Origin of the sequence: Novosphingobium sp. CCH12-A3, assembly GCF_001556015.1 — a bacterium.
GTDB classification, from domain to species: Bacteria; Pseudomonadota; Alphaproteobacteria; order Sphingomonadales; family Sphingomonadaceae; genus Novosphingobium; species Novosphingobium subterraneum.
Genome location: NZ_LSIA01000254.1, coordinates 19,678 through 46,130, shown reverse-complemented (window position 1 = coordinate 46,130; position 26,453 = coordinate 19,678). Strand labels below are relative to the sequence as shown.

Sequence of the window (26,453 nt, the reverse complement as noted above, 5' to 3'; positions counted from 1 at the left end):
GAACTTGTCGCTTGCACTCACGCGCAAGCTGATCAGGACTGCCGCGCAAAAGTCCTGCTGCGCGGCATTCCCTTACGTCATGCTGGTGACTTTCTGCCCATTCGCCAGTCGCGCGGGGCAGCGCCGAACTGCTGCCGGAAGCAGCGGGTGAAGTAGGCACTGTCATTGAAGCCCAGCTCGAATGCGATCTCGGTTATGCTGGAATCGGGTCTGGCCACCAGCCTGTCAGCCGCGCGGCGCAGGCGCTGATCAAGGATGTAGGCCGTGGGCGTAGTACCCATCGCCGCGAAGATGTTCTGCACCGTACGAACCGATATGCTGCAGGCATCGGCTATGGACGTAGTGCGCAGGGCCGGGTCCTCGAGGTTGGCTGCAACCATGGCCAGCACCCGGCGGCGCATGTCGGCCTCGCCTGCGTCGGTTGAAGGACGCTGCGCCCCGCGTACGGCCATTGCGGCGAGATCATAGAATACGGCGTTGACACCGATTTCCCATTCCGGATCCTCTGAGGCGCGCTCGCCCTGCTGCCACAACGAAAGCAGGAAATCGTGGAACACGCGCCCGCCAGGCGTCGCGCCGCACATGCGTTGCATCAGCGCATCATCGATGCCCGGAAAACGCTCGGCCAGAGGCGCTCGCGGAAACTCGACCACAAGCAGTTCGTGGCCCGTGAGGCGGATCGCATAAGGATGGTGCGGACTGGCCAGAACGAAGTCACCCGGCTGGAGTGTGCATTCGCTGCGCCCCTGCATATGCTCGCTGTTGCCGCGGCATTGAAGGTGGAGGATCAGGCGCTCGTCATTCTGTGGCAGAGGATTGCGCCCTACTGCCGAGTGGGATGAATCCGTACGGATCATGTCGAGCTCGCCGACGCGCCAGGACAGCATCTTCCCCGCGAAGTCTTCTCCCGGCACGTTGACGAATGTGCCCGTAAAGGCCCGATCGGCAATCTCGTTCCAATATCGTGCCCGATCAGGGGGAGCCACGTCAGCAGTGTGAAATTTGAGAAGCGCACCCATGGTTCTTCTCCGTCGTGTCAGGCGATCGAGGGGATCGCATTGCCGGAGCGCCGCGCAACGATGCGCGGTGCGGATTCGATAAGTCCAAGTGTCAGGAAGCCCGCCAGCACGGTGCAGCCGAGCATCAGCCACAGCGGGGCAGCAAGACCGTAAGCGTCAGCCAAGGTTCCGGCGAGGAACGGGGACAGAACCCCGCCGAGCACCTCGCCTGTCCCCATGACGACGCCTGTGAGCGTTGCGGTCAACCGCGGGTCGACCGATTCCGACGGGATCGTGGCCATGAACATCGGGAAAAGCCCGTTGAGGCCCCAGCCGAAGAAGAAGATCGCTGCGAGGACCCACGCAGACCCTTCGTAATAAAGGCCACCCAAGGGCAGGATCACACCAAGGAAAGAGAAAAAGATCATCACCGGGCGGCGGCCAATGACGTCGGAGATCGCCGGTACAGCGAAGCTGCCCAGACCCGCGGAAATCCCGAGCGTTGCCATCAGCCAGCTCATTGTGTCCGGATCAAACCCGCGCACCTTGGTCAGGAACAGCGGCATGAAGGCCCAACACACAACCAGATAGGAAACCAGCAGGATCGAGATCAGGGCACAAAGGATCACGTTGCGATGGCCAAATGCCTCACGCAGCGTGACTTTGGGTGCGGTGTCGTCATGCGCCTCCACCGGCGGCTCGCGCAGCGTGAACCAGATCAGGGCCGCCGTCACGAGTCCGGGGAGCGCAGCCAGGTAGAAGCCGGTTCTCCAACCAACGGCAACAGCGACGGGCACCAACAGCAAGGGCGCAAGTCCCGAACCGAGCAGATTGGAACCCAGGTTCTGCGCAACCCCCATGGCAAGGCCGCGGCGCTCAGGGGCGACCTCGGCAACAATGATAGAATGGCTGACCGGCATGACACCACCCTCGGCAGCCCCCATCAAGAGGCGCGCGCCAAGCAGCATCAGAAACGAAGAGGCGGCGCCAGAGATGAAGGAGCACAAGCAGAATGCCACCGTCGCCACTACAACCACGGGCTTGCGCGACCCCAGCTTGTCCGAGATGCGCCCGACCAACAGGCCCGACAGCGCCCAAGTGAGCGACAGGGCCGAGCTGAACATGCCGACTTGCGTGTTGCTCAATTGCAGGTCCGGCTGGACGAACGGCATCAGGAAGTTGAGCGCGTTCCGGTCAAAGAACAGGATGCCGAAATTGAGGCTGAGGAGCGCGGTAACCCACACCTGATAGCCGCTGCCTCTTGCCTGTGTGCCCTTCATCCCGATCTCCCGTCCCTGCTATCGTTGTTATGGTTCAGATGAATGGACGGACCGGGTCGGCGCCATCCCACCCTTGCGAAGCCTGCCACATTGCCGTGAAATGCGCGTCCATCCCGGGCGTGGCCGGGATCAGTTCAAGAAAGCCCGGTGCCGCAGCATTCCCGCCTTCCAGATAGGCGACGCTGCCGCCTGTCGGCACAGCAGCCTTGAACGCAAGCTTGTAGCCCCGTGCGAGATAGCCGGGCAGTTCAGCCTCTACGTCCTCGCAGGCGATGCCGAAGTGGTGGAAGCCGTAGCCGCTCTTCTCGATGGTTTCGCGGTAAACGGACGGGTTGCCGTCGAGAGGCTGTATCAGTTCGACCTGCATGTGACCGATGAAGCCCATCGCGATCGTGACATCTGCGTTCGATGGCGCGCCCCGATAAAACTGGTCGGGACCGAGAAAATGGTCGAGCAGGAAGAACGGCCCGGCGGCGCAATCCTTCTGGAAGTGCGCGATCGACGCGCGGACATCCTCGACCACGAACGCGGTCTGCATGACGCCGCCGAACGGCTGGCCGAAGCCGAGCATCCTTGCCATTTCTGTCCTCTCCGCACGCCCCGCCTCTGGCGGACGGAAGCGTACCAAATGCTGCTAAAGCGTGATTGCGACCTTGCCGAACAAGCCTGCCGATGACTGGTAAGCGTAAGCGTCGCGGGCCTTCTCGATGGGGAATACCTTGTCGACCACGGGCTCGATCCCATGCTGGTCAATGAAGGCATTCAGGCGCTCGGCCATGCCTTTGGAACCGACGAAAATGCCGCGGATCGAGGCCCCCTTGAACATCAGGCCGTGCGGGTTGGTGTCGCCCTCGCGCGTCAGCACGCCGATCAGGGCGATTTCGCCCGCGAAGCCGACCGCGGCGATGGATTGCTTGAGCGTACCTGCGCCTCCCACCTCGACGACCTTGTCAACGCCGCCACCAGCGAGCCGTGCTGCTTCGGCACCCCACTCGGGCGTGGTGCGGTAATTGATCACATGATCGACACCCAGCGCTTTCACCCGCTCGAGCTTCTCGTCCGAGGACGAAGTGGCGATGACGGTGGCACCTGCCGCCTTGGCAATCTGCAGCGCCAGGAGAGAGACGCCCCCGGTGCCAAGAACCAGGACGGTGTCCCCCGCCTTTACCGGGCGCGGTCCCTCCATGAGGGCGTTCCACGCTGTGACACCGGCGCAGGGCAGACAGGCCGCCTGCGTGAAGTCCAAGGTTTCAGCCAGCGGGACAACGCCATGCTCGGGCAGGACAACATAATCCTGCAGCATGCCCGGCGCAGGCGGTGCGCCAAGGGCTGCGCCCATGCCGGGGTTGGGCGGGCCGTCCATCCAGTCCTGGAAGAATATACCGGCCACGCGGTCACCCACCTTGAGCGAGGCAACGCCCTCGCCCACCGCGGCAATCTCGCCGGCGCCGTCGGAAAGCGGTACGGTATCCTGCTGTACGACACCGCCCATGTAGAAGCCGAGCGGAATGATCTGGTCGCGGTAGTTCAGCGAGCACGCACGAACGCGCACCAGCACTTCGCCCGGACCGGGCTGCGGAATGTCGGTCTCGTCCAGCCGCAGATCATTCAGCGACGTAGAGCCTGCGGCTATCACCCACTGGCGCATCGGCATTTTCTCCCTATGAGACGATCATCACCGATCCAGCGTCACAAATTAATCAGTTGGACAAACCGATTTCACGGAGTGAAACCTAGTTTGGGTTGGCTTCGAGCGCCGCCGCGATTGCTCGCGCAGTTGCCTTCAAAGCTTCCAGATGTCTCTGGACAACTGCTTCGTCCGCTCCCCGCCTGCCCGGCCAGGTCACGTTGATGGTTGCTATTGGCGATCCACCCACCATGATCGGTACAGCCATCGACCGTCGCCCGTCTCGCAAGACGAGTTGCTTCGACCGATCTGGCCAGGGCAGCAGCGGATCGCGGGTTGCATATCCCCGCTGCTTTACCTGCTGCAGCATCTGCCGAAGCTCAGCCTCGCTGCCGTCAGGTGGATTGGCGGGGCGAAGGCGATCGATGATCGAGTCGCGCTCGGCATCTCCGCATGCCGCCAAGTATGCTCTCCCAGTCGCGGTATGGATGTAGGATAGCTTGACGCCCACTGGACCGAGAATAGCAGAATCCAGCCGGAAAAGCGGGCTGTTGGTCTCGAGGATCTCCATGTGATCAAGCCGCGGGGCGGCCAGCACGGACGGCCAAGCCACCCTTGTCGAAAGCGCCTTCAGGTGTGGAGAAGCGACTTCGGCAATATGCGCAGCTGAGGTGAAAGACGCGCGTTCGATCCGATCGACATGCGGAAGGTAGGCACCATCTGCCAGACGCTGCCAAACCAGCCCTTTTTGCCCAAGGGTGACAAGCATTCGCAGCAAGGTCGCTTTGGGCAACCCCGTCGCCTGGTGAAGTTCGTGCAGGCTTGCCGCCTTGCGCGTCTGCACCTCAATCAACACGTCCAGTCCACGCTCGAGCGCGCGCACGGTCTTGACCCTGCGTTCCAGCATCCATCCTGCTCCGGCAAATTCTGCGTTTCACCTTATGCAACGCAAAATCACGAAACCCCCGTGCAAAGTCAACCGCGCTGTCGCAGCAATAGGGGACGGAGAGGAAAACCTGACGATGACGAAGCCAAGCGTCCTGTTCATCTGCACGCAGGATACCAAGGAAGAGGAAGCCCGATTCACCCGAGCAGCCCTGGAGGCGGCAGGCGTTGACGTGGTCCACCTAGATCCCAGCGTCCGCCGCACTGTCGGCGGTGCGGAAATCTCGCCCGAGATGGTTGCGGAGGCCGCCGGCATGACGATCGAGGAGGTCCGGGCACTTGGCCACGAAGGCAAGTGCCAGGATGCGATGATTGGCGGTGCAATCGCAGCAGCCCACGCATGGGACGCCAAATCGCCCGTCTCGGGCATTCTTGCCGTCGGCGGCTCGATGGGCTCGGCGCTTGCCGGGGCACTGATGCAGAGCTTTCCCTATGGCTTGCCCAAGCTGATCGTCTCGACCATGGCCTCGGGATTCACCAAGCCATACATGGGCGTGAAGGACATCGCGATGATGAACGCGGTGACCGACATATCGGGCATCAACACCATCAGCCGCGACGTCTTCCGCAATGCCGCCAACGCCGTTGCAGGGATGGCCAAAGGCTATGATCGCGACAAGGGCCCGGAAAAGCCGCTGGTCTTGATTACCACTCTCGGCACCACCGAAGTCAGCGTGAAGCGCATCCGACAGGCTCTGGAAAGCGATGGCTGCGAAGTCATGGTATTCCACTCCTCTGGCGCGGGCGGGCCGACCCTTGATGGTCTGGCTACCGACAAGGACGTGGCGCTGGTGCTGGATCTTTCGCAGACCGAGATCCTCGACCATCTCTTCGGCGGGCTGGCAGATTCCGGCCCCGATCGCGGTCGCGCAGCGCTGCGCAAGGGCATACCGACGATCCTGGCACCGGGTAATGCCGATTTCATCATCGGCGGACCGATCGATGCAGCAGAAGTGCAGTTCCCCGGCCGCCGCTACCATCAGCACAACCCGCAGCTGACAGCGGTGCGAACCAAGGTGGATGATCTCAAGAAGCTGGCCGACCACCTTGCCGCAAACGTGCGCGAAGCCAAGGGGCCGGTTCGGGTTTTCACCCCGCTCAGGGGCTTTTCCAGCCACGATAGCGCAGCCGGACATCTGCAGGACCTCAGCGTGCCAGGCCCGTTCGCCGAGTACCTCGCGCAGGTGATGCCCGATCATGTGTCTGTCACCGCGATCGATTCCCACTTCAACGACGAAGCATTCTCGAGTGCGGTGATCGCCGCTGCCCGTGAATTGCTGGCCGCAAAGAACTGATCCGATGATGACCGACGACATTCCCCTGACCCACGAAGACATCGCCGAGATCGCCGAGATCCTGGAGAAGTCAGGCTACCGCGAACTCGACCTTTCGACGCGGCGCTTCCGGCTGCGCGTGGCCAAAGGCGAAGATGCTCAGGGTGGCGTGACCCAGGAATGGCAATGGGCCGGATCGGGACCCGAAGTCTCGACCGAAGCAAGCGCGGCAGTCGTCGATCCGAACGCAATCTGCTCGCCCCTGCCCGGCACCTTCTACCATGCCCCACAGCCCGGAGCGCCGCCGTTCGTGCAGCCGGGCGACGAAGTCGGCCCCGAAACAGTGATCGGCATCGTCGAAACGATGAAACTGATGAACCCGGTGCACGCCGGCCGCAGCGGCACGATTGCCGCGATCGTCGTCGCGAACGGAACCTTGGTCGCCAAGGGCGAAGCTCTGGTCCGGCTGACCTGAGATGATCCACAAGCTGTTCATCGCCAACCGCGGGGAGATTGCACTCCGCGTGATCCGCACCGCGCGCGCAATGGGGATCGAAACCGTCCTCGGAGCTTCCGAAGCCGACGCTGCATCGCTTCCGGCGCAGCTTGCAGACCATGTCCAGATCGTTGGCCCCGGGCCATCATCGCAAAGCTACCTGGCCATCGATGGCGTGGTTGACGCGATGGTGAAGTCAGGCTGCGACGCGGTGCATCCGGGCTACGGTTTTCTGTCCGAGAACGCCGCGTTTGCGCGCGCAGTGCAGGCCGCAGGCGTCCGCTTTGTCGGACCGGACATCAAGACACTCGAAGGCATGGGCGACAAGCTTGCTGCCCGTGCGCTTGCGGTTGAAGCCGGGCTTCCGGTGCTTCCGGGCGGCGAGGCGGCAACGCGCGCCCATGTGCACGCTCGCGCAGCGCAGACGGGCTATCCGCTGCTGCTCAAGGCCGTGGCAGGCGGCGGCGGCAAGGGCATGCGCCGCGTGGATCGCGCCGAAGATCTCGACAGCGCTCTCGACATGGCTCAAGCCGAGGCGCAGGCCGCTTTCGGCAATGCAGCAGTCTATGTCGAGCGGTTCGTCGCGCGGGGGCGCCACGTCGAAGTGCAGCTTCTTGGCGATGGCACGCAGGCCATCCACCTTGGTACGCGCGATTGCTCGATCCAGCGCCGCTTCCAGAAGCTGGTAGAGGAAGCACCTGCCCCGGCCATGCCCCCAGAGGCCCGTGAAGGTATCGAACAGGCGGCCGTACGGCTCGCCCGACACATCGGCTATCGCGGCGCGGGAACGGCCGAGTTCCTTGTCGATGCCGAGGACTTCTCGTTCTACTTCCTTGAACTGAACGCACGCATCCAGGTCGAACACCCGGTGACCGAGGCAATTACCGGCGTCGATCTTGTCGAGCAGCAATTGCTGGTTGCCATGGGCAAGCCGCTGTCCCTCACGCAGGCGATGGTGCGTCCGCACGGCCATGCTATCGAAGTACGCATCAATGCCGAGGACCCGGACGCCGATTTCCGCCCGTCGCCCGGACGTGCAGTCCGCGCCGCGTGGCCGGCCGGCGAGGGTATTCGTGTCGACACTCACATCGGCATCGGGGGCGAGGTGCCACCGTTCTACGATTCGCTGATGGGCAAGCTGATTGTGCACGGCGATACGCGCGAACAGGCCGTGACACGGCTCTCCGACGCGCTGCGCTCGCTTCACATCGAAGGACTGCCAACCACCGCTTCACTCCACCGCCGTATCGTCGCCGATCCGCGCTTTATCGCTGGCGGCGTCGATACCGGCTTCCTCGCGGGACTTGCCCAATGACCGAGATCCGTCTCGTCGACGTCACCATGCGCGACGGCAACCAGAGCCTGTGGGGCGCGACCGGCCTCAACACCGCACACATGCTGCAAGCTGCTGCGCTGACTGAAGCGTGCGGATTCAGGGCGATTGACTTCACCTCATCGAGCCACATGGCCGTGGCGGTGCGCTACTTCCAGAACAATCCCTGGGAGCGTCTCCGCCGCATGTCGGCTTCCATGCCGACAACGCCGCTTCAGTTCATCACCACCGGCCTGCGGTTCATTGCCTGGCAGCAGGCGGATCCCGAGTTCATGCGCCTTGTATACCGCGCCTTGCAGGCCAACGGGGTCGGGCGCTTTGTCCTGCTTGACCCGATGCACGAAGTGCCCGCGGTGATCGAGGCGGCAAAGCTGGTGAAGGAAGAGGGCAACGCCGAGGTCATGGCAGCCCTCACCTTCACGCTTTCCGAAATACACACAGACCAGTTCTACGCCGATTTTGCCCGCGCGGTGGGGCAGAGCCCGAACATCGACCTGTTCTACATCAAGGACCCGGCAGGCCTGCTATCTATGGACCGTGCGCGCACGCTTGTCCCGGCAGTGAAGGCCGTGATCGGCAATCGCCCGCTCGAGATCCACGCGCACACCACGGTGGGCCAAGGCATGTTGGCGAGTCTCGAAGCCGCCAAGCTCGGCATTTCGGCCATTCACGTTGGCGTCGGTCCAGGCGGTGATGGCTCGTCGCTACCCGAAGCAAACCGTACGGTCGCCAACCTCGAAGAAGCAGGCTTCTCTGTCGGTGTCGACAAGGCCGCGCTCAAGCGCCTGACCGCCTACTGGCAAAGCGTCGCGCTGGCCGAGGGCCTGCCACCGGGCACACCGCAGAACTTCGACGCCAGCTTCCTTCGTCACCAGATCGCAGGCGGAGTGATGACCACCATCGCACGTCAGCTCGAGGAGCTTGGCCTCTCGGACCGGATGAATGCCGTGATCGAGGAAACCGGTCAGGTCCGAGCCGACCTTGGCTTTCCGATCATGGTCACGCCATTTCCGCAGATGGTCATGACGCAAGCCCTGTTCAACGTGATTGGTGAGCGGCGTTACGCTCAAGTTTCGGATCAGGTGATTCGCTACTGCATGGGCAAGTTCGGCAAGCCCACTTCACCGGTCGACCGCGAGGTGCTCGCCACGATCATGGACCGGCCACGCTCGCGCGAGCTGGAGAAGGAGCCAAACTTCCCTGCTCTGGGGGATCTTCGCCGCCAGTTTGGCTACGACATGCCAGACGAGGAATTCCTTTTGCGCGCGGTAATGCCAGCCGAGCAGGTCGATGCGATGCTTGCCGCGGGACCATCGCGTGCCACTTATTCGCCAAAGGTCACCCCGATCCTCTCGCTGCTACGCAAGCTTGCCGCCAAGCCCGATGCACGCGACATCGTGATCGAGCGCGGCTCTTTCCGTTTAGCCCTTCATGCGGGAGCTGCGCTTTGACATTGACCTCGGATTTCAAGGCTCGCCTGCGCGATGCAGCCGGCTTCATTTTCGACATGGACGGCACGATTGCGCTGGGGAACTCCAAGAGCGGAGGGCACCGCGCGCTGCCGCACGCAATCGAGGTGCTGGGCGCGCTGAAGGATAGCGGGAAGCCGTTCGTCGTCTTTACCAACGGCACAGCCAAGCCGCCGGCCGCCTACGCAAACTCGCTGCGAAACGCAGGCTTTCCGGTGGACGATGACCAGATGTTGACACCATCATCGTCGGCGGCCGTATGGCTTTCGAAGAACGGGGTGAGCAAAGTGCGGGTTCTCGGCAATGCCGGTTGTGCCGCACCGCTTTCGGATGCAGGCCTCCATGTGGTCGGTCCGTCCGAAGAGGCCGAAGGTGTCGAGGCAGTTTACACCGGCTGGTTCCGAGAGTTTGACTTTGCCGCTCTTGAGGCTGCCTGCCATTCATTGTGGAACGGTGCACGGCTGTTCACGGCCAGCAATGTGCCCTTCTTCGCCACGGAAAATGGCCGGGCAATCGGCGCCAGCTTTCCGATCAATGCCATGCTCACGGCAATGACGCGCAAACGCCCCCGTATCCTCGGCAAGCCTTCGAAGATCGCGTTCGAGACGGCACTGACGATCATGGGCCTGCCGCAAAGCGCAGCGAAAAGTGTTGTCGTGATTGGCGACGATCCGGCACTGGAAATGCGGATGGCAAATGCCGTCGGCGCACATTCGATCGGGCTTGCGACGGGCATAATGGGAACCGATGCCCAGCTTCTCGAGAAGGACCGCCCGTCAGCGCTGTTGAGCGACCTCAAGCCTCTGCTCGACGTGCTCTAGCGCTTTCTCGCCGCAGTGGGCGCGTGAAAATCCGGGTCTTTGTCCGCAATCCACACCAGAAACCGGGCAATGTCGGGATTGGCTATGAGAGCCTCCCGGTCTGCGCCGAAACGCCCTAGTTCCCCGTTCGAAAACGTTGCGTGAAGCGTCCGGTGACAGATCGGGTGGACCGCTTCGGTCTGCCGCCCGCCCCGGCTCTTGGGTACGGGATGATGGAACTCCACGCGCTTCCCCAAGCGCCGCCCGCAAAGCCAGCAGGGCTTGGCAAGCGCGTCCATCAATCGGTCATGGCCGGTTCTGAAGGCGGCTTGCCAGCGCGCCACAGGTAAAGTCCCGCGCCAACGATGACCAACGCTCCGAAAGCTGCCACGAGATCCGGCCGCTCACCGAAGAGGACCCACCCGAACGTGCCGGCAAGCAGAAGCTGGACATAAGTCATCGGTGCAATCGAGGCCGGTCCGGCCCGCGTAGTCGCAACGTAGATCAGGGCGTGAGCGCAGCTCGCCGAGATCGCGATGACCGCACACTTGATGAGGACAGGCATTGGCAGCGCAGGAACCTGGAAGAAGTGGATGCCGCTTTCGTGGCCCGCCCACGTGCCCAGGCACAGGAAACCAGCGCCGATCAGCGCCACATTGAACTGCATCGACAGCAGGCTGCCCGTACCGGCAACCTTGCGGTTGGCAACCATGAGCAGGGCCATGCCGCTTGCCGCGACTACCGGTAGCAGTGCAACCGGACCCAGCATTGAAAGATTGGGCCGCAGGATCACCAGCACCCCTGAAAACGCCACCACGGTGGCGATCCAGGTTTCCTTGCGCATCGGCTCGCCCAACAGGATCGCGGAAAGAAGGGCCGTAATCATCGGGCTGGTAAAGGAAATGGCCGTTGCTTCACCGATGGGCATCAGGTGGACAGCGCTGAAGAAGCTTACGGCCGACATAGCCACGCTCAAGCCACGCAGAACCTGCCAGCGCAGTTTCGGGAAGGCAAAACCCCGGGGCCCCTCGCGAACGAGCAGGATAATGCCGAGCCCCAGCGCTCCGAACACATAGCGCAAGGCTGCGATTGCGGTACCGGGCCACGCGCCTGCCATGCTCTTAACCAGCACATCGCCCAGCGAAAGTAGAGCAAAACCGCCAAGGGCAAAGAGCAATCCGGACCTGTGACTATCCTGCAACGCCAAATCTCTGAACAGGGCGGACCCTGAGTTGAACAAGCCCGACCAATAGAGACTGCCATTTTGCGACGCCAGCGCAATTACGGCGATCCGTTCCACGCTGTGTTCAACGTCAGGTAGGCAAAGAAGCCTTGGGTGCAAGAGCGACTGCGGCTGCACGACGATCCCGGAGGTAGACCCAAGGCACGCGCCCCGTATCGAAGCGGGTTCTGATCGTACGCTGGAAGAAAGGAGGCATGTGGTCCCCAATGATCAGAATGTCAGTCTCTGGCATGTCGCCAGCAAGGATCGTCCGGGTAAGCGCGTCTGACAGTTCCGCATGCACCGTGTAGAGCCGGCACAGCATCGGGAATTGCGACCGCCATTCCTCGGTACCGAGTTTGCAAGCTTTCGTATGCAGGCTGTCCTTTGATCCGACCGGAAGGTGGGAATTGACCGTGAGCCAATAAACCAGTTTCCGCTGATCCGGCTCCTGCTGGAGCTTCTGCTTGATAAGCTGCGGAACATCGCGGTCGCAAGCACCCGGGAACACACCCTCGCACGGAGCAATGCCTTTCTGCGCGAGCAGGTCATCGGCAAACATGCGCTTCTGAAAACCCAGCAGGGGATACCACTGCTCGCGCTCGAAGAAACTGCCTTGGAACGAATGGATCGCGGTGGTCTCGAAGCCAGCCTTGGCAAACTTCTTCGGCAGGCAATTCGAATGCTTGAAATCGTAGTCGGTGTAATGAATCCAGATACCGCACAATTCGCGCAGTTCGGCATTCGTTGTGGAGCCGTAATATAGGCTCGAGCCTGAAGAAACGGCGTAACGCTGGTTCCATTCCGGACGCAGCCAGCTTTTCTCCCACAGCTTCCGGTCGTATGGATCGGTCGGTTCGCCTAGCGATTCCACCAAGATGATGACAAGGTTGCGGGCAGTGAGGGTGGACGGCGACAGACGCGTCTGCAGGACAGCGGAATCGATCGGAGTGTCGCTCGGTGGCAACCGCTTGTAGCTTCCCCGCGTATCGGCCGTCGCAAAGCCGTCGGCACTGATCATGATCATCAGCGAACCGAATGCGGAGAACCACTGCAACCGCCCTTGGGGTTTTGGCGCCTTGGTCGAAAGCTTTGCCGCCGCGACTATCGCCACCACCACTGCAATAGTTGCGAGTATATATTCCGGCGATTCAAACGGCCGGACTTCTTTGGCGAACTCCAAGGCTGGCGAGACGTCGAAGAACGAAAGGTTGAAGGATGTGCTGACATAGGCAGCCGTCGTTCCGACAACCGAGACCATTGCGGCAACCGCCTTTGCCCAGCCCCGCTGCCAACTGCATGCATAGTAGCCCAAACAACCGAAGATTAACATCGGCAAGGCAATCGTCGGGCCGCCGATCGGCCACATCGCGATAGCGCAGAGATTGGGCAGCAAGATCCAGGTCAGGAACCAGAGCCCGGGAAACTCCTGCACGAATTCGTGACGGCGAATGGTGCTTGCAACTTTGCCGAGCTTTCCGGACCCGAGAATCGACGCTGCCGAACGCCAACGTTCCTTCATCGCACCCGCGTTTCCGTCGAGCATCGATTAACCTTCGCTAAGAACCAAAGTGATACGGCATACTCCCAACTCTTGGTTAAGAAATTGTGTACGGGACCTGTAGCCTGACCAGTCCGCACTTTTCATTGATAGCCCATCCTTCGCCAGTTGAAGGTTAGGAAGGTTTTAAAGGTTCGATCGTAAACGGTTGCTGGACGTCGGGTGACGGTGGGCGCCCGGTTGATACGGAAACAGGACATACAAGATGAGCGCTTTCGGGCGGAAGAGCGGGATTTCGAGCAGTCCGGGCGGGAGCCGCCCCTCGTTTGGTGTTGCCCGGCCGATGCGCAGCGGCGAATCTGCGCCCGTGCCCGCAGCACCGACGGCAGTGCCGATGCCCATGGGCGGTGATCAGTTCCCGCCCCTGCCACCGCTCGATCCAGTTGATACCCCGATCAACGCCGCATCGCTCAAGGCTGATGCCCTCACCCGCCTTGCCGACCGTGCGAACGGCGTAAACGAAGGCAACTATCAGGCCGAGGGCTTCGAGGCTTCGGTTCACAAGATCAAGGAACAGGTGCTGCCGCGCCTGCTCGAGCGCGTCGATCCCGAAGCGGCGGCCACGCTGACCAAGGACGAGCTTTCCGAAGAATTTCGCCCGATCATCCTGGAAGTGCTGGCCGAACTCAAGGTCACCCTGAACCGGCGTGAACAGTTCGCGCTGGAGAAGGTGCTGATCGACGAGTTGCTCGGCTTCGGGCCGCTGGAAGAGCTGCTCAACGACCCTGACGTGTCGGACATCATGGTCAACGGCCCGGAGCAGACCTACATTGAAAAGAAGGGCAAGCTCCAGCTCGCCCCGATCCGCTTCCGCGATGAAAGCCACCTGTTCCAGATCGCGCAGCGCATCGTCAACCAGGTCGGCCGCCGCGTTGACCAGACGACGCCCCTGGCCGACGCCCGCCTCAAGGACGGTAGCCGCGTCAACGTGATCGTTCCGCCGCTGTCGCTGCGTGGCACGGCCATCTCGATCCGTAAGTTTTCCGAAAAGCCGATCACGCTCGACATGCTGCGCGATTTCGGTTCGATGTCGGACAAGATGTGCACTGCGCTGAAGATCGCGGGTGCCTGTCGCATGAACATCGTCATCTCGGGCGGTACCGGTTCGGGCAAGACGACCATGCTCAACGCCCTGTCAAAGATGATCGACCCCGGCGAGCGCGTGCTGACCATCGAAGACGCCGCCGAACTTCGCCTGCAGCAGCCGCACTGGCTGCCGCTCGAAACGCGCCCGCCGAACCTTGAAGGCCAGGGCGCAATCACCATCGGCGACCTGGTGAAGAACGCCCTGCGTATGCGCCCTGACCGCATCATCCTCGGCGAAATTCGCGGCGCAGAGTGCTTCGATCTGCTCGCGGCGATGAACACGGGCCACGATGGCTCGATGTGCACGCTTCACGCCAACTCCCCGCGCGAATGTCTGGGACGTATGGAAAACATGATCCTGATGGGCGACATCAAGATTCCCAAGGAAGCCATCAGCCGCCAGATCGCGGAATCGGTCGACATCATCGTTCAGGTCAAGCGCCTGCGGGACGGTTCGCGTCGCACTACCAACATCACCGAAGTGATCGGGATGGAAGGCGACGTGATCGTGACCCAGGAACTGTTCAAGTTCGAGTATCTGGACGAGACCGAAGAAGGCAAGATCATTGGCGAATTCCGACCGTCAGGCCTGCGCCCCTACACGCTCGAAAAGGCACGTCAGTTCGGCTTTGACCAAGCCTACCTGGAAGCCTGCCTCTGACATCGGATCAGGCCGCGAACCATTCTCTCGCGGCCAGGCCGAGGAATACGCACGCTGCCAGAAACGCGATCAAATAGATCACGGTCCACGGCATGAAGCCCACCGCGTCAAGATTTACGCGGCGCAAGCGCCGACGCTCAGCCCAGACCGATGTTGTCGCGACAGCGAGCGCCAGCGCGCCGGCGGCGAAGTGATATTGCCAGATATGCGGGAACCAGTCTTCCATTGCTCGCCAGATGGGCAACGAGGGGGTTGATCGCAAGGGGCAATGGCCTATGGCCCGAGCATGGCAAAAGCGATGTCCAGTGCCCACGATCGCCCCATGCTGGCCCTCGGCCTGCGACTGGTCGCGACGGTTCTGTTCTCGGTCATGCTGCTGCTGGTCAAGCTCACTGGCGAGCGAAACATAGCGCTGCCCGAAACGCTTTTCTTCCGGCAAGCCCTGCCGGCGCTATCGATCTTCGGGTGGCTGGCGGCGCGCGGGCAGATCGGGCGGTTGAGGACGCAGCGCCCCTGGATTCACGCCCGGCGCGCGTTGATCGGCGGGACAGGCATGTTCCTGACTCTGGGCGTGGTCAGGCTGCTGCCCCTGGCCGAAGCGACCATACTGGGCTTCACGACGCCGATCTTCGCCGTGATCCTTTCTGCGTTGTTCCTCAAGGAAAAGGTCGGTCCGTGGCGCTGGACTGCGGTCATAATGGGCCTGCTCGGGGTCGTGGTCATTGCTGGGCCCGACACTACCAGCCTGCCGCCGTTCGGCGTTGCGGTTGGCATTGGCGCCGCCTTCATGGTCGCGCTGGTGACCATCCAAGTCCGCGATCTTGGCCGCACCGAGGAACCGATTACGGTCGTGTTCTACTTCTCGGCTTTCAGTGCCCCCGTTCTGGCGCTTGGATTGATCGGACAGGATCTTGGCCATGACGCCGTTGGCTGGGCGATGCTGGCAGGGATCGGTATCTCCGGGCTGTTCGCACAGATTGCGATGACTGCTTCGCTCCGCTTCGGCTCGGTGTCGAGCGTCATCGTGGTTGACTACATCCAACTGGCATGGGCGACGTTCTGGGGTTGGCTGATCTTCAATCACCTTCCGCCGGCAACCACCTGGCTGGGCGCGCCGATCATCATCGGGGCAAGCCTCCTGATTGCCTGGCGCGAACATCTCTTGGCCCGCGCTCGGGAACGTGCCCCTCTGGCTGCATGATGGAACCGCGCCGCAATTGCGGCGTTTCGCCTCTTGTCCAGATCGTGAGGTTCCCCCGCCTCACCCCAAAGTTCGAAAGGTGTAAGCCATGATCCGCAAGTTCGTATTTGCCACCATGATGGGTGGTCTTCTGCTCGGCGCCACTGCCTGCAACACCGTGCGCGGTGCGGGCGACGACCTGAAGTCGGCAGCCAATGAAACCGAAGAAGCGATCAACTGATCGGTCTTGTGGTTGAGAAAAAGGGCCGCTCCGGATTTCCGGGGCGGCCCTTTTCGTATCCTCAGTCCTTGAAGACCAGCTTGGGCTTTCGCGCTGCAAGTGTCTCGTCGAGACGACGCCGCGGAGCCAAATGCGGCGCGGACTTCAGCAGCTCATCCCCTGCCTTGGCCCGCTGTGCCAAGGATCGCATCGCGCCAATGAACTGGTCAAGCCCAGCCTTGCTTTCGGTCTCGGTCGGCTCCACGAGCATGGCTCCGTGGACGACCAGCGGGAAGTAGACCGTCATCGGGTGATAGCCCTCGTCGATCAGACCCTTGGCGAGATCGTTGGTCGAGAAGCCTTCAGCAAAGCCATCGTCCGAGAACAGCGCTTCATGCATGCATGGTCCGGCGCCACCGAAGGGCGCATCAAGCACGTCATCAAGGCTGCGCAGAACGTAATTGGCGTTCAGCACCGCATCACCCGAGACCTGCCGCAAGCCATCCGCGCCGTGGCTGAGAATGTAGGCAAGGGCGCGGGTGTACATGCCCATCTGGCCATGGAATGCGCACATCCGGCCGAATGCTTGCGGGTGCTCCTGATGCGCCTGCTCTTCCTCGATGAGCTTGATCGAACCATCGGCCTGCCTCGCGGTAAATGGCAGCGGACCAAATGGCGAAAGCGCTTCGGACAGAACCACCGGCCCCGAACCCGGACCGCCACCACCGTGCGGGGTGGAGAAGGTCTTGTGCAGGTTGATGTGCATGGCGTCGACGCCAAGATCACCGGGACGCACGCGCCCGACGATGGCGTTGAAGTTCGCCCCATCACAATAGACGTAGCCGCCAGCGGCGTGAACCACGTCGGCAATGATCTTCAGGTCACGCTCGAACAACCCGCAGGTGTTGGGGTTGGTGATCATCACGCCCGCCACATCGGGACCAAGCCGCGCGGTCAGCGCGGCGGTATCGACACGGCCATCCGGAGTGGCCGGGATGTTTTCGACCTTGAACCCGGCGAAGGCCGCCGTTGCGGGATTGGTGCCGTGCGCGCTTTCCGGCACAAGGATGACATCACGCGGATCGCCCTTGGCTTCCAGCGCGGCACGGATGCAGAGCAGCCCGCAGAGTTCGCCGTGAGCCCCGGCCTTGGGCGTCATTGCGACGCCATGCATGCCTGTCAGCTCGATCAGCCAATGCGCCAGTTCGTTGATAACGCCGAGCGCGCCCTGCACTGTTTGGACTGGCTGCAGCGGGTGCACGTCGGCAAAGCCGGGCATGCGCGCCACCTTCTCGTCCAGTCGCGGATTGTGCTTCATCGTGCACGAGCCGAGCGGGAAAAGACCAAGATCGATCGCATAGTTCTGGCGCGAGAGGCGCGTATAATGACGCACCGTTTCCGGCTCCGACAGCCCCGGCAGATCGGGACGTTCGGCACGGGCCATTGGCCCCAATGCCGAGAGATCGATCCCGTCTGTTGCTGGAAAGTCCACGCCCGAGCGATCGGCATTGCCGAGTTCGAACAGGAGCGCTTCCTCCAGCTGCAGCGCGCGATTGCCGGTGAAGGTCTGGATACCGTTGTCGGGCGCATTCTCGCCCATCGAGGGACGCCATCCGGTGGGGTTGATCGCGTTCATGCCAGCACCTCCTTCAGCGCCGCGACCAGCGCAGCGATGTCTTCATCCGTCGTGCATTCGGTGGCGGCCACGACCATGCCGTTAGCGAGGCTCTCTTCCTGCGGGTAGAGCCGGCCGAGCGAGATGCCGCCAAGTACCTGGCGGTCAGCAAGTTCGCGCACGATCTGGCGCGCATCGCGCGGCAGGGTCACGGTGAATTCATTGAAGTAGTGTCTGTTCACCACCTCCACGCCCGGGACTTCGGCCAGCGCAGCGGCGGTCTTGCGTGCGGCAAGGTGGCTCAACTTCGCCATGTCTGACAGGCCCGAACCGCCCAGCAGGGTCATGTGGATCGAGAAAGCCAACGCGCACAGACCGGAGTTTGTGCAGATGTTGCTGGTCGCCTTCTCGCGGCGAATGTGCTGTTCGCGCGTAGACAGCGTAAGCACGAACCCGCGCTTGCCATCGGCATCGACCGTCTCGCCACAGAGACGGCCTGGGATCTGGCGCAGATACTTTTCGCGGCATCCGAACAGGCCAAGGTAGGGGCCGCCAAATTGCAGGCCGACCCCGAGCGACTGACCCTCGCCCACGACAATGTCCGCGCCCAGGCTACCCGGGCTCTGCAGCACGCCAAGCGCAACCGGTTCGGTCACAACGGCGATCAGCAGCGCGCCTGCGCCTTGCGCGGCGGCTGCAATCTTTGCCAGATCAGGTATGCGGCCCAGAATATCCGGGTACTGCACAACGACGCATGACGTTTCGACATCGATCTTTGCAATCAGTGCATCATCGTCCGGAGCCGTCGCAAGATCGGGAGCGGTGGTGTCGAGAACGTCACCCGTGAACTTCGCCATCGTGCGCGCGGTTTCGACGTAGTGGGGATGAAGCCCGCCCGAGAGGATCGCTTTGCCGCGCTTTGTGATGCGCCCAGCCATCGCGATCGCTTCCCAGCACGCGGTAGAGCCGTCGTACAGCGAGGCGTTGGCTACGTCCGTGCCGAAGAGCCGTGCGACCTGGGTTTGGAATTCGAACAGGACTTGCAGCGTGCCCTGCGCGATTTCCGGCTGATAGGGCGTGTACGCGGTCAGGAACTCGCCGCGCTGGATCATGTGATCGACGGTGGCCGGCACATGGTGGCGATAGGCACCGGCACCGAGGAAGAATGGCACAGATCCGGCGGTCGTATTGTCTGCCGAAAGTCGCGCCATGTGACGCTCGACCGTCATTTCGCTGGCGTGGTTCGGCAGGCCCGCAATGGGCGCAGAGAGACGCGCTTCGGCAGGCACGTCGGCGAATAGTTCGTCGATCGAGCCGGCACCGATGACCGAAAGCATCGCGCTCCGGTCGGCGTCGGTCAGGGGAAGATAGCGCATAGGATCAAAGCTCCGCGACGTAGGCCTGGTAGGAGGCCTCGTCCATCAGGCCATCGAGTTCGGCGGCTTCGGAAAGGGTCATCTTCCATAGCCAGCCTTCACCTTCGGGGTCGGAGTTGACCAGCTCCGGCTGTTCTTCGAGGGCGGCATTGGCAACCGTGACGGTGCCCGAAACCGGGGCATAGACGTCCGACGCTGCCTTGACGCTGTCGACAACAGAGGCGCTGTCGCCCTTGCCCACCTCACTGCCTGCACCGGGCAGTTCCACGAAGGTGATGTCGCCCAGCTGGCTCTGGGCATAGTCGGTGATCCCGACCGTTGCTTCATCGCCTTCAACCGCGATCCATTCGTGGTCCTTGGTGAAATAGCGGGTCATCAGGCGGCTCCTTTGCGATGGTAGCGATGGGGAACGAAAGGCATGGGCACGACGCTGGCAGCAAGCTTGCGGCCACGAACGTCGATGGAAAGCGGAGTGCCGGCAGCGGCAAGATCGACCGGCACATAAGCCATGGCGATGGGACGCTCGAGGCTGGGCGAGAAACCGCCGGAGGTGACGGTGCCAACTTCGGTTTCGCCCGAAAGCACCTTGGCGCCCTCACGCGCGGCCATGCGGCCGTCGATGGCGAGGCCCACACGGCGGTTGGCAGCACCAGTGGCGATGCGCGGCAGCACCCTGTCCGCACCGATGAAACCACCTTCGATGCGGCGGCGCTTGTTGATCCCGAACAGCAGGTCGGCGCTGACCGGATCCACCGTCTCGGTCATGTCGTGGCCGTAGAGCGGCAGCCCGGCCTCAAGCCGCAGACTGTCGCGTGCGCCAAGGCCGATCGGTTTTACTTGCGGTTGACCGCAAATCAGATCGGCAAGTTCAGCGGCGCTTTCGGCCGGGACCGCGATCTCGAATCCATCCTCGCCGGTATAGCCCGAGCGGCTGATCCATGCGTCGACGCCGCCAAGCTTGAACTGCCCGCCACGCATGAAAGTGAGCGCCGAGAGCGAGTATTCGCCCGTAACCAGCCGTTCCAGCGCTTCGAACGCCTTCGGCCCCTGCAAGGCAAACAGCGCGCTGTCCTCAAGGTGGTTCAGGCTTACGGCATCGGGCAAGTGCTCGCGCAGGTGGCCAATGTCGTCCCACTTGGTCGCGCCGTTGACGACGAGGTAGAAGCCGGTGCCCCAGCGCGTGACCATCAGGTCATCGAGAATCCCGCCATCCTCGTTGAGCAGAAGCGAGTAGCGCACGCCGCCCACAGGCAGCGTTGAAAGGTCGATCGGCAGGACTGCTTCCAGCGCCGCCTCAGCACCCTCACCCGAAACATAAAGCTGCCCCATGTGCGAAACATCGAAGAACCCGGCGCTCGTCCGCGTCCAGAGGTGTTCGGCGATGATCCCTTCGAACTGGACCGGCATCCAGTAGCCCGCGAAATCGACCATCCGTCCACCGCGCGCACGGTGCCACGCATCAAGCGGCAAGGTCAGCGGGCCGACAGGTACGTCAGGGTCGATATCGGAAATATCGCCAGAGTTATTGCCAGAGGTATTGTATGTGTCGCTCACAAATATCAGTCCCGTGCAGTTCAGACGCCATGCGGCGCCCCCTCTGTCACGGAAACCTGAGAGCTTTCCCCCGCCCGCCTCTCCAGACGGGATTGGATGGGGTTACCCCTTCGGCGGCCCTTCCCTTTGCGGGAAGCGGCACTTTCCAGAGTGTCGCTATCGACCAACGCGGTCCATTTGCCTGAGAGATTCCGGGGCGGTTGCTCCTTCGGCGTCTCTCGACCCTGAACGAATCGAGAGAGCTCTCCCGCGCGATCAGCGACGCTTCCTCATCGTTGCAGTGCAGCAGGAAGTCAACCGGAGTGAGACCAGCTTATCCCCTGCGCAGGATGCGCTGCATCTCGTCGTGCTGGTGCACCACACGCCCATGCTGCTTCGTGCCAGCCAGCTTCAGGATCACTTTCGCCACGTCGCTGGCCTTGGCGGAACGATACTTGCGCAAGCTGCCGAGCATCAGAAGGTCTGTCAGCGGGCTGAGGATCATGCCGATCCTTTCGGCGGGCCTGGGTGAACCATCGCGCTTGCCGCGCAAAAGTCCGGGCCGGATTACGTCGAGCCGATCGAAGTGCAGCTTCGCCAGCTTGTCTTCGACCTCGCCCTTTACAGAAAGGTAGAAGTTCTTCGACGAGAACTGCGCCCCCACCGAGGACACGACGATAAGTTGGCGCGCCCCTGCGGCCTTGGCTGCTGCCGCGCATTCCAGGACAAGGTCATGGTCCACGGCGCGAAAGGCCTGGCGGCTTCCGCCCACGGCATTGATCGTGGTGCCCAGCGCAATGACCACGGTATGCGGGCGTCCCGCCGCTATGGCATCAGGCCAATGGCTGGTATCAGACAGCAGCATTTCCATGCGCGCGCCGGGCGGCAGCGGAACCTCGCGACGCGCAACGGCGACCAGATGGATGTCGGGACGACCGACCGCCTCGACCATGACCGCACGACCGATCAGCCCAGTCGCGCCGACGAGAACCACGCGGGTCTGCTCAGACATTGCGCAAGCCCTCCGGCGCCTGACCGAACAGTCGCGCATAGCTGTCTATCGCGTAGCGGTCGGTCATGCCCGAAATGAAGTCGGCGATGTGCCGCGTCCGTGCCGGTTCCGCAGCGGGAAGCGAGGCGCGCCAGCTTTCGGGCATCTGCACGGGGTCCTCGGCATAGGCCCGGAACAGCGCCGCGATCACGCCGCGTGCGCGATCTGCCGTCTGGCACTGCTCCTCGTGCAGGTAGAGCCGGTCATACATGAACTGCTTGAGTGCCCGCTCTTCCTCGCCCATCGCAGGCGAGAACGTGGCCAGCGCAAGCCCAGCCGCGCGCACGTCCTCGACGCTAACGACCCCCGTTTCCGCGATGTTGGCCCGAGCCGTGGTGATGACATCATTGACCATCCGGCCGATCTGTCCACGCACAAGTTCACGCAACAGGCGGTCCTGCGGTGCACCGGGAAACCGACGCTCGATCGCGCGCCACTGCTCTGCCAGCGATGGCAGTTCGAGCAATTGATCGAGACACAGGAACCCCGCCCTGAGGCCATCATCAATGTCGTGATTGTCATAGGCGATATCGTCCGAAATCGCCGCGACCTGCGCCTCGAGCGAGGCGAAGGAAGACAGTTCCAGAGAGAATGCCCTGTCCAGTTCCTCCAGAGCCCAGGTCGGCTTCAGGATCGGCCCGTTGTGCTTTGCCAGGCCCTCCAGCGTTTCCCAGGAAAGGTTCAAGCCTTCGTGCCCGCAATAAGGGCTCTCCAGCCGCATCAATACGCGCAGGGTGTTGGCGTTGTGGTCGAAGCCGCCTGCCCCGGCCATTGCCTCTTCCAGAGCATCCTCTCCGGCATGGCCGAACGGCGGATGACCAATGTCGTGCGCCAGGCAGAGCGCTTCGGTCAGGTCTTCGTCCAGCCCCAGCGCGCGGGCGATCACCCGGCCGATCTGCGCCACCTCAAGGCTATGCGTCAGCCGCACCCGGTAATGATCGCCATCCGGCGCAATGAAGACCTGCGTCTTGTGGCGCAACCGGCGGAACGCGATCGAATGGATGATGCGGTCGCGATCGCGCTGGAACGCGCCGCGCGGCCCGCGCGAGGCCTTGTCGTCCAGCCCGAACTCCCGCCCGCGCGTGCGCGCAGGGTCGCTGGCATAAGAAGCGCGGCCCTCGATCACGCTGCGCTCAACCGAGAATCCAGTCAACTGCGGCCTGCGCGTGGATGCGCGTACCATCGAAAATCGGCAGCACGTTCGCGTCTACGTCGATAACCATGTCCAGTTCGGTGCAGGCCAGCACTGCGCCCTTTGCACCACGCTGGCCCATGTTGGTCAGCATGGTCTTGAACGTCCGCTCGGCCGAGCGCGAGGCCTTGCCCAGCATCAACTCGTCATAGATGATCTTGTCCATCGCTTCGACTTCCTCGACGACGGGTGGCAGCAGGCTCACGCCATGAGCGACGAGGCGCTTGCGATAGAAGCTCTCCATCACGACGTTGCGCGTGCCGATCAGCGTGGCATTCGTTACGCCCTTTTCCTTCATCTTCGCGCCGACAGCATCCGCAATATGGATCACCGGGATCGACACTGCGTCGACCACCTTGTCATAGACCTTGTGCATCGAATTGGCGCCGATCAGCAGCGCGGTGGCCCCCGCCTGCTCCAGCCTGCGGGCGCTGTCGGTCAGCACTTCAGCGGCATGGTCCCACTGCTCCGGCGTCGAAAGGCGAATAAGGTTGGTGAAATCGAGGCTTTCGATCAGCAGCGGCGCGCTGGCCGTCTTCGAGGTGCGCGCCTGCACCAGCTGGTTGATGTCTTCGTAATAAGTGCGGGTCGAAACCCAGCTCATGCCGCCGATAAGGCCGATCTTGCGCAAAACGATAACTCCCCGGGCTTGAATGACAGGCCCCTGTTTGCACCGGCCTTACGAAAGGCGGCGGGGGAGGTCCAGACCGCTAACGCTTCCTCTCTGGCGCCAGACCGCTTGCACAGAGCGCTGCGGCGCTTGTCGTGACACCAAGCAGTTCGGCATCGCCAAGGCGCTTCACCGTGGCGACATAATCGGCCAACCCGCGTTTAGGTGCCTGAAGCGACTGCAACCGCTGCAACTGGCCGATGCTCAGGCGGTCGGTCATGCGCTCCGCCATGCACGAAGCGTTGGAATCGGAAAGGCCCGCATCGACGAGCGCCGAGCGGACCTTTCCATAAGCCAGCTTTGATGGCGAGCAGGCTGCCAGCGTCAAGGCCGTGGCGATGACAGCGGCAGCCTTGCGCATCAGTGCTGCAGCGCCTTGACGATATCCTCGACCATCTTCTTGGCGTCAGCCAAGAGCATCATGGTCTGGTCCATGTAGAACACGTCGTTGTCGACGCCGGCATAGCCCACGCCGCCCATCGAGCGCTTGACGAAGAAGATCGTCTTGGCCTTGTCGACGTCGAACACCGGCATGCCATAGATCGGCGAGGACTTGTCGGTCTTGGCCGCCGGGTTGACCACGTCGTTGGCGCCGATGATGAAGGCCACGTCGGCCTGCGCGAACTCGCTGTTGATGTCTTCCAGCTCGAACACTTCATCATAGGGCACGTTGGCTTCAGCCAGCAGCACGTTCATGTGTCCGGGCATGCGACCCGCCACGGGGTGGATGGCGTACTTGACGTTGACGCCTTCCTTCTTGAGCACGTCGCCCATCTCGCGCAGCGCGTGCTGCGCCTGGGATACGGCCATGCCGTAGCCCGGGATGATGATGACGTTCTCGGCTTCCCTCATCATGTAGGCCGCATCCTCGGCAGACCCGCGCTTCCACGGGCGCTGCTCGCGGGCAGCGCCACCAGCGGCAGTGGCCTCGGCGCCAAACCCGCCCGCGATAACCGCAAGGAACCCGCGGTTCATCGCCTTGCACATGATGTACGAAAGGATCGCGCCCGAGGAACCGACCAGCGCGCCGGTCACGATCATCGCGGTGTTGTGCAGCGTGAAGCCCATCGCCGCAGCCGCCCAGCCCGAGTACGAGTTGAGCATCGAGACGACCACCGGCATGTCCGCGCCGCCGATCGGGATGATCAGCAGGAAGCCGATGATGAAGCTGAGAACCGTGATCGTCGCGATCACCCAGGACGACTGGTTCTGCGTGAAGTAGGCTACAAGGCCGATGATCGCCACCAGCGTGCCGAGGTTCAGCACGTGGCGTCCCGGCAGCAGGATCGGCGATCCGCTCATCTTGCCCGCAAGCTTGAGGAACGCGATGACCGAGCCCGAGAACGTGATCGCACCGATCGCAATGCCAAGGCCTAGCTCGATGCGGCTGACGGGGTTGATCTGGCCGTCAGGCAGCATGATCGCGAAGGCATCGGGATTGAGGTAGGCGGCAAGGCCCACCAGGACGGCGGCAAGGCCGACCAGCGAGTGGAACGCGGCGACCAGCTGCGGCATGTCGGTCATCGCGATCTTGCGGGCGATGACGAAGCCGATGCCGCCACCGATGGCCAGCGCCACGATGATTTCCGGCAAGCTGGCGATCTCGTGTGTCAGCAGCGTGGTGGCGACCGCGATGGTCATGCCGATCATGCCATAGCGGTTGCCCGCACGGCTCGTCGCCGGGCTGGAAAGCCCGCGCAGCGCGAGGATGAAGAGGACGCCCGAAACCAGATAGGCCAGCGCCACCCAAGGAGAGACAGCGACGTGTTCCATCACTTCTTCTCCTTCTTCTTGTACATCGCCAGCATGCGCGCCGTCACGGCGAACCCGCCAAAGATGTTGACCGAAGCCAGCACCACCGCGCCCAGCCCCAGCCACTTCGCCGAAGGGCTACCGGCAGCGGCCGAAGCCACCAGCGCGCCGACCACGATCACCGACGAGATCGCGTTGGTCACCGCCATCAGCGGCGTGTGCAGAGCCGGCGTGACCGACCAGACGACGTAATAGCCCACGAAACAGGCTAGCACGAATATGCTGAGAATTGAGATGAAGTCCAAAGCGAGGCTCCCCCAGGGTCTTATTCGAAATACATTCCGCTCATAAGCCGCGCGCCCATCAGACGAGGTGCCACGTCGAAACGAACGGAAATTTCGCGCTTCGGGGCGATGATCTTAAGGTCGTAAGCGGGCTTATCCGCAGTACCCACCGACTGCCTCACCGCCAGGAAGCCCGGATCCATGCACACGTAGGCATTCTGGTTGTCAGCCACAATCGTGTCACCGGCCTTCACGCAACGCAGGGAGAACCGGTGCTCGTTCTCAATCACGATGCCCATACGGACTTCGCCATCTTTGTCAGCTTTGAACGACATGTCCAGATAGGGGCGTTCCGGCGCCTGCGTGCGATCCATCTCAGAGAGCTGGAGCGGCTGGATGGGACCTACAGGCTTTGGAATGTTGTTATTCATGGCAAACCACATCTGGTCGCCTGTCATGAACGATCGTCCACGACTGCGGGTAAAGTAAGCATCGAGCTTCCCGTCACCGTCGGTATCGCGAAGACACACCCGATTGCTCTTCCCCAAATAACCTTCCGGCGCGACCGCTTGGCTGCAAACCATGAACTTCGGCCCTACCATCAGGTAAAGAGGCGCCCCTGCCGGAAGCAATTTCACCCCGGCCTCCGACATCACCTCCGCAGCAGGTGCAAACATCTTGCGCGGCACGGGGCGCAAACCAATCTCGCGGCGCTCACCACTATTTAACGCAACTTCGTCTATGCCGCCCGCTGGGATAACCCAGTCGATCTGCAGATCATCAACAGCAGCCATGGCGCTTGCAGGCTGGAAGACCGCTGCAAGTGCG

The 26,453-nt window shown here is 62.5% G+C and carries 28 protein-coding genes and 2 riboswitches; of the genes, 8 read left to right on the top strand and 20 right to left on the bottom strand.

What is annotated here, in order from left to right; all coding sequences use genetic code 11:
* Positions 1-77: 77 nt before the first annotated feature.
* From AX703_RS20545 to AX703_RS20525, 5 genes are all read right to left on the bottom strand, one after another.
* On the bottom strand, positions 78-1,019 hold the full coding sequence (locus AX703_RS20545; RefSeq protein ID WP_062346776.1) for a helix-turn-helix domain-containing protein: 942 nt from the start codon (positions 1,017-1,019) through the stop codon (positions 78-80).
* 17 nt (positions 1,020-1,036) lie between these two features.
* On the bottom strand, positions 1,037-2,278 hold the full coding sequence (locus AX703_RS20540; RefSeq protein WP_062346774.1) for an MFS transporter: 1,242 nt from the start codon (positions 2,276-2,278) through the stop codon (positions 1,037-1,039).
* A 34-nt stretch (positions 2,279-2,312) separates the two neighbouring features.
* Positions 2,313-2,858, bottom strand: coding sequence for a VOC family protein (locus AX703_RS20535; RefSeq protein ID WP_062346772.1), 546 nt, complete (start codon positions 2,856-2,858; stop codon positions 2,313-2,315).
* Positions 2,859-2,912: 54 nt separating this feature from the next.
* Positions 2,913-3,926, bottom strand: coding sequence for an NAD(P)-dependent alcohol dehydrogenase (locus AX703_RS20530; protein ID WP_039332122.1), 1,014 nt, complete (start codon positions 3,924-3,926; stop codon positions 2,913-2,915).
* 85 nt (positions 3,927-4,011) lie between these two features.
* Positions 4,012-4,812, bottom strand: coding sequence for an IclR family transcriptional regulator C-terminal domain-containing protein (locus AX703_RS20525; protein WP_039332120.1), 801 nt, complete (start codon positions 4,810-4,812; stop codon positions 4,012-4,014).
* A gap of 115 nt (positions 4,813-4,927) precedes the next feature.
* Here AX703_RS20525 and AX703_RS20520 point away from each other — a divergent pair, with 115 nt between their 5' ends.
* Genes AX703_RS20520 through AX703_RS20500 form a run of 5 tightly spaced genes read left to right on the top strand, consistent with a single transcriptional unit; the run spans position 4,928 to position 10,243 of the window.
* Positions 4,928-6,145 (top strand): Tm-1-like ATP-binding domain-containing protein, encoded by a 1,218-nt coding sequence (locus AX703_RS20520; protein WP_062346874.1) that lies wholly within the window; start codon positions 4,928-4,930, stop codon positions 6,143-6,145.
* Positions 6,146-6,149: 4 nt separating this feature from the next.
* On the top strand, positions 6,150-6,599 hold the full coding sequence (locus tag AX703_RS20515; protein ID WP_062346770.1) for a biotin/lipoyl-containing protein: 450 nt from the start codon (positions 6,150-6,152) through the stop codon (positions 6,597-6,599).
* A 1-nt stretch (position 6,600) separates the two neighbouring features.
* Positions 6,601-7,935, top strand: a complete 1,335-nt coding sequence (locus tag AX703_RS20510) for an acetyl/propionyl/methylcrotonyl-CoA carboxylase subunit alpha (RefSeq protein ID WP_062346768.1) — start codon at positions 6,601-6,603, stop codon at positions 7,933-7,935.
* The gene (locus AX703_RS20505; RefSeq protein ID WP_062346767.1) at positions 7,932-9,404 is read left to right on the top strand and encodes a biotin carboxyl carrier protein; all 1,473 of its coding nucleotides are present in this window, start codon (positions 7,932-7,934) and stop codon (positions 9,402-9,404) included. Before AX703_RS20510 ends, AX703_RS20505 begins: the two co-directional genes overlap by 4 nt.
* Positions 9,401-10,243 (top strand): HAD-IIA family hydrolase, encoded by an 843-nt coding sequence (locus AX703_RS20500; RefSeq protein WP_062346765.1) that lies wholly within the window; start codon positions 9,401-9,403, stop codon positions 10,241-10,243. The genes AX703_RS20505 and AX703_RS20500 overlap by 4 nt, the downstream gene beginning before the upstream one ends.
* Here the strand turns inward: AX703_RS20500 and AX703_RS28525 are convergent.
* The 3 genes from AX703_RS28525 to AX703_RS20485 form a co-directional block, all read right to left on the bottom strand.
* The gene (locus AX703_RS28525) at positions 10,240-10,521 is read right to left on the bottom strand and encodes an HNH endonuclease (RefSeq protein WP_039332112.1); all 282 of its coding nucleotides are present in this window, start codon (positions 10,519-10,521) and stop codon (positions 10,240-10,242) included. The two genes, AX703_RS20500 and AX703_RS28525, sit on opposite strands and share 4 nt — an antisense overlap.
* Positions 10,521-11,399 (bottom strand): DMT family transporter, encoded by an 879-nt coding sequence (locus AX703_RS20490; RefSeq protein WP_255355087.1) that lies wholly within the window; start codon positions 11,397-11,399, stop codon positions 10,521-10,523. The genes AX703_RS28525 and AX703_RS20490 overlap by 1 nt, the downstream gene beginning before the upstream one ends.
* Before the next feature lie 136 nt (positions 11,400-11,535).
* Positions 11,536-12,990: a sulfatase-like hydrolase/transferase gene (locus AX703_RS20485; RefSeq protein WP_062346763.1), complete on the bottom strand. Its 1,455-nt coding sequence runs from the start codon at positions 12,988-12,990 to the stop codon at positions 11,536-11,538.
* 220 nt (positions 12,991-13,210) lie between these two features.
* Between AX703_RS20485 and AX703_RS20480 the strand changes: the two genes are divergently transcribed.
* The gene (locus AX703_RS20480) at positions 13,211-14,752 is read left to right on the top strand and encodes a CpaF family protein (protein ID WP_062346761.1); all 1,542 of its coding nucleotides are present in this window, start codon (positions 13,211-13,213) and stop codon (positions 14,750-14,752) included.
* Positions 14,753-14,759: 7 nt separating this feature from the next.
* On the opposite strand, the gene AX703_RS20475 is transcribed toward AX703_RS20480, so the two are convergent.
* Complete coding sequence (locus AX703_RS20475) at positions 14,760-14,978, bottom strand: hypothetical protein (RefSeq protein ID WP_062346759.1); 219 nt, start codon at positions 14,976-14,978, stop codon at positions 14,760-14,762.
* Positions 14,979-15,038: 60 nt separating this feature from the next.
* On the opposite strand from AX703_RS20475, the gene AX703_RS20470 reads away from it, so the two are divergent.
* A complete protein-coding gene (locus tag AX703_RS20470) occupies positions 15,039-15,953 on the top strand; it encodes a DMT family transporter (RefSeq protein ID WP_231735639.1) in 915 nt (304 codons plus the stop codon).
* 88 nt (positions 15,954-16,041) lie between these two features.
* Entirely contained in the window at positions 16,042-16,173 is a 132-nt protein-coding gene (locus AX703_RS28715) for a hypothetical protein (protein WP_255355086.1), read from the top strand.
* A 61-nt stretch (positions 16,174-16,234) separates the two neighbouring features.
* Here AX703_RS28715 and gcvPB read toward each other — a convergent pair whose 3' ends face one another.
* The 11 genes from gcvPB to AX703_RS20415 all read right to left on the bottom strand — a co-directional run bounded on the left by gcvPB (position 16,235) and on the right by AX703_RS20415 (position 26,419).
* The gene (gcvPB, locus tag AX703_RS20465; protein ID WP_062346757.1) at positions 16,235-17,788 is read right to left on the bottom strand and encodes an aminomethyl-transferring glycine dehydrogenase subunit GcvPB; all 1,554 of its coding nucleotides are present in this window, start codon (positions 17,786-17,788) and stop codon (positions 16,235-16,237) included.
* Positions 17,785-19,143, bottom strand: coding sequence for an aminomethyl-transferring glycine dehydrogenase subunit GcvPA (gcvPA, locus tag AX703_RS20460; RefSeq protein WP_062346755.1), 1,359 nt, complete (start codon positions 19,141-19,143; stop codon positions 17,785-17,787). The genes gcvPB and gcvPA overlap by 4 nt, the downstream gene beginning before the upstream one ends.
* Positions 19,144-19,147: 4 nt before the next feature.
* A complete protein-coding gene (gcvH, locus tag AX703_RS20455) occupies positions 19,148-19,519 on the bottom strand; it encodes a glycine cleavage system protein GcvH (protein WP_039332096.1) in 372 nt (123 codons plus the stop codon).
* Entirely contained in the window at positions 19,519-20,655 is a 1,137-nt protein-coding gene (gcvT, locus tag AX703_RS20450) for a glycine cleavage system aminomethyltransferase GcvT (RefSeq protein ID WP_082734717.1), read from the bottom strand. The genes gcvH and gcvT overlap by 1 nt, the downstream gene beginning before the upstream one ends.
* Before the next feature lie 75 nt (positions 20,656-20,730).
* A riboswitch (glycine riboswitch) is annotated at positions 20,731-20,856 on the bottom strand.
* A riboswitch (glycine riboswitch) is annotated at positions 20,857-20,957 on the bottom strand.
* A gap of 53 nt (positions 20,958-21,010) precedes the next feature.
* Entirely contained in the window at positions 21,011-21,688 is a 678-nt protein-coding gene (locus tag AX703_RS20445; protein WP_039332094.1) for an NAD(P)H-binding protein, read from the bottom strand.
* Positions 21,681-22,880: a deoxyguanosinetriphosphate triphosphohydrolase gene (locus AX703_RS20440; protein ID WP_231735638.1), complete on the bottom strand. Its 1,200-nt coding sequence runs from the start codon at positions 22,878-22,880 to the stop codon at positions 21,681-21,683. Before AX703_RS20440 ends, AX703_RS20445 begins: the two co-directional genes overlap by 8 nt.
* A complete protein-coding gene (locus AX703_RS20435) occupies positions 22,861-23,550 on the bottom strand; it encodes an aspartate/glutamate racemase family protein (RefSeq protein WP_039332092.1) in 690 nt (229 codons plus the stop codon). The genes AX703_RS20440 and AX703_RS20435 overlap by 20 nt, the downstream gene beginning before the upstream one ends.
* 79 nt (positions 23,551-23,629) lie before the next feature.
* Positions 23,630-23,950 carry a hypothetical protein gene (locus AX703_RS20430; protein ID WP_062346751.1) on the bottom strand — a complete coding sequence of 107 codons (321 nt, stop codon included), beginning with the start codon at positions 23,948-23,950 and terminating at the stop codon, positions 23,630-23,632.
* Positions 23,950-25,362: an NAD(P)(+) transhydrogenase (Re/Si-specific) subunit beta gene (locus AX703_RS20425; protein WP_062346749.1), complete on the bottom strand. Its 1,413-nt coding sequence runs from the start codon at positions 25,360-25,362 to the stop codon at positions 23,950-23,952. The genes AX703_RS20430 and AX703_RS20425 overlap by 1 nt, the downstream gene beginning before the upstream one ends.
* Positions 25,362-25,646 (bottom strand): NAD(P) transhydrogenase subunit alpha, encoded by a 285-nt coding sequence (locus tag AX703_RS20420; protein ID WP_011445494.1) that lies wholly within the window; start codon positions 25,644-25,646, stop codon positions 25,362-25,364. The genes AX703_RS20425 and AX703_RS20420 overlap by 1 nt, the downstream gene beginning before the upstream one ends.
* Positions 25,647-25,666: 20 nt before the next feature.
* Positions 25,667-26,419, bottom strand: coding sequence for a hypothetical protein (locus tag AX703_RS20415; RefSeq protein ID WP_062346747.1), 753 nt, complete (start codon positions 26,417-26,419; stop codon positions 25,667-25,669).
* Positions 26,420-26,453 lie beyond the last annotated feature (34 nt).

Bases quoted from the DNA above. Each gene is read 5' to 3' on its own strand.
- AX703_RS20540 (WP_062346774.1), bottom strand. From the start codon at position 2,278: ATGAAGGGCACACAGGCAAGAGGCAGCGGCTATCAGGTGTGGGTTACC.
- AX703_RS20480 (WP_062346761.1), top strand. From the start codon at position 13,211: ATGAGCGCTTTCGGGCGGAAGAGCGGGATTTCGAGCAGTCCGGGCGGG.
- AX703_RS20470 (WP_231735639.1), top strand. From the start codon at position 15,039: ATGGCAAAAGCGATGTCCAGTGCCCACGATCGCCCCATGCTGGCCCTC.
- AX703_RS20515 (WP_062346770.1), top strand. From the start codon at position 6,150: ATGATGACCGACGACATTCCCCTGACCCACGAAGACATCGCCGAGATC.
- AX703_RS20525 (WP_039332120.1), bottom strand. From the start codon at position 4,812: ATGCTGGAACGCAGGGTCAAGACCGTGCGCGCGCTCGAGCGTGGACTG.
- AX703_RS20535 (WP_062346772.1), bottom strand. From the start codon at position 2,858: ATGGCAAGGATGCTCGGCTTCGGCCAGCCGTTCGGCGGCGTCATGCAG.
- AX703_RS20510 (WP_062346768.1), top strand. From the start codon at position 6,601: ATGATCCACAAGCTGTTCATCGCCAACCGCGGGGAGATTGCACTCCGC.
- gcvH (WP_039332096.1), bottom strand. From the start codon at position 19,519: ATGACCCGCTATTTCACCAAGGACCACGAATGGATCGCGGTTGAAGGC.
- AX703_RS20415 (WP_062346747.1), bottom strand. From the start codon at position 26,419: ATGGCTGCTGTTGATGATCTGCAGATCGACTGGGTTATCCCAGCGGGC.
- AX703_RS20475 (WP_062346759.1), bottom strand. From the start codon at position 14,978: ATGGAAGACTGGTTCCCGCATATCTGGCAATATCACTTCGCCGCCGGC.
- AX703_RS28715 (WP_255355086.1), top strand. From the start codon at position 16,042: ATGATCCGCAAGTTCGTATTTGCCACCATGATGGGTGGTCTTCTGCTC.
- AX703_RS28525 (WP_039332112.1), bottom strand. From the start codon at position 10,521: ATGGACGCGCTTGCCAAGCCCTGCTGGCTTTGCGGGCGGCGCTTGGGG.
- AX703_RS20430 (WP_062346751.1), bottom strand. From the start codon at position 23,950: ATGCGCAAGGCTGCCGCTGTCATCGCCACGGCCTTGACGCTGGCAGCC.
- AX703_RS20545 (WP_062346776.1), bottom strand. From the start codon at position 1,019: ATGGGTGCGCTTCTCAAATTTCACACTGCTGACGTGGCTCCCCCTGAT.
- AX703_RS20425 (WP_062346749.1), bottom strand. From the start codon at position 25,362: ATGGAACACGTCGCTGTCTCTCCTTGGGTGGCGCTGGCCTATCTGGTT.
- AX703_RS20445 (WP_039332094.1), bottom strand. From the start codon at position 21,688: ATGTCTGAGCAGACCCGCGTGGTTCTCGTCGGCGCGACTGGGCTGATC.
- AX703_RS20520 (WP_062346874.1), top strand. From the start codon at position 4,928: ATGACGAAGCCAAGCGTCCTGTTCATCTGCACGCAGGATACCAAGGAA.
- gcvPA (WP_062346755.1), bottom strand. From the start codon at position 19,143: ATGCGCTATCTTCCCCTGACCGACGCCGACCGGAGCGCGATGCTTTCG.
- AX703_RS20485 (WP_062346763.1), bottom strand. From the start codon at position 12,990: ATGCTCGACGGAAACGCGGGTGCGATGAAGGAACGTTGGCGTTCGGCA.
- AX703_RS20530 (WP_039332122.1), bottom strand. From the start codon at position 3,926: ATGCGCCAGTGGGTGATAGCCGCAGGCTCTACGTCGCTGAATGATCTG.
- gcvPB (WP_062346757.1), bottom strand. From the start codon at position 17,788: ATGAACGCGATCAACCCCACCGGATGGCGTCCCTCGATGGGCGAGAAT.
- AX703_RS20505 (WP_062346767.1), top strand. From the start codon at position 7,932: ATGACCGAGATCCGTCTCGTCGACGTCACCATGCGCGACGGCAACCAG.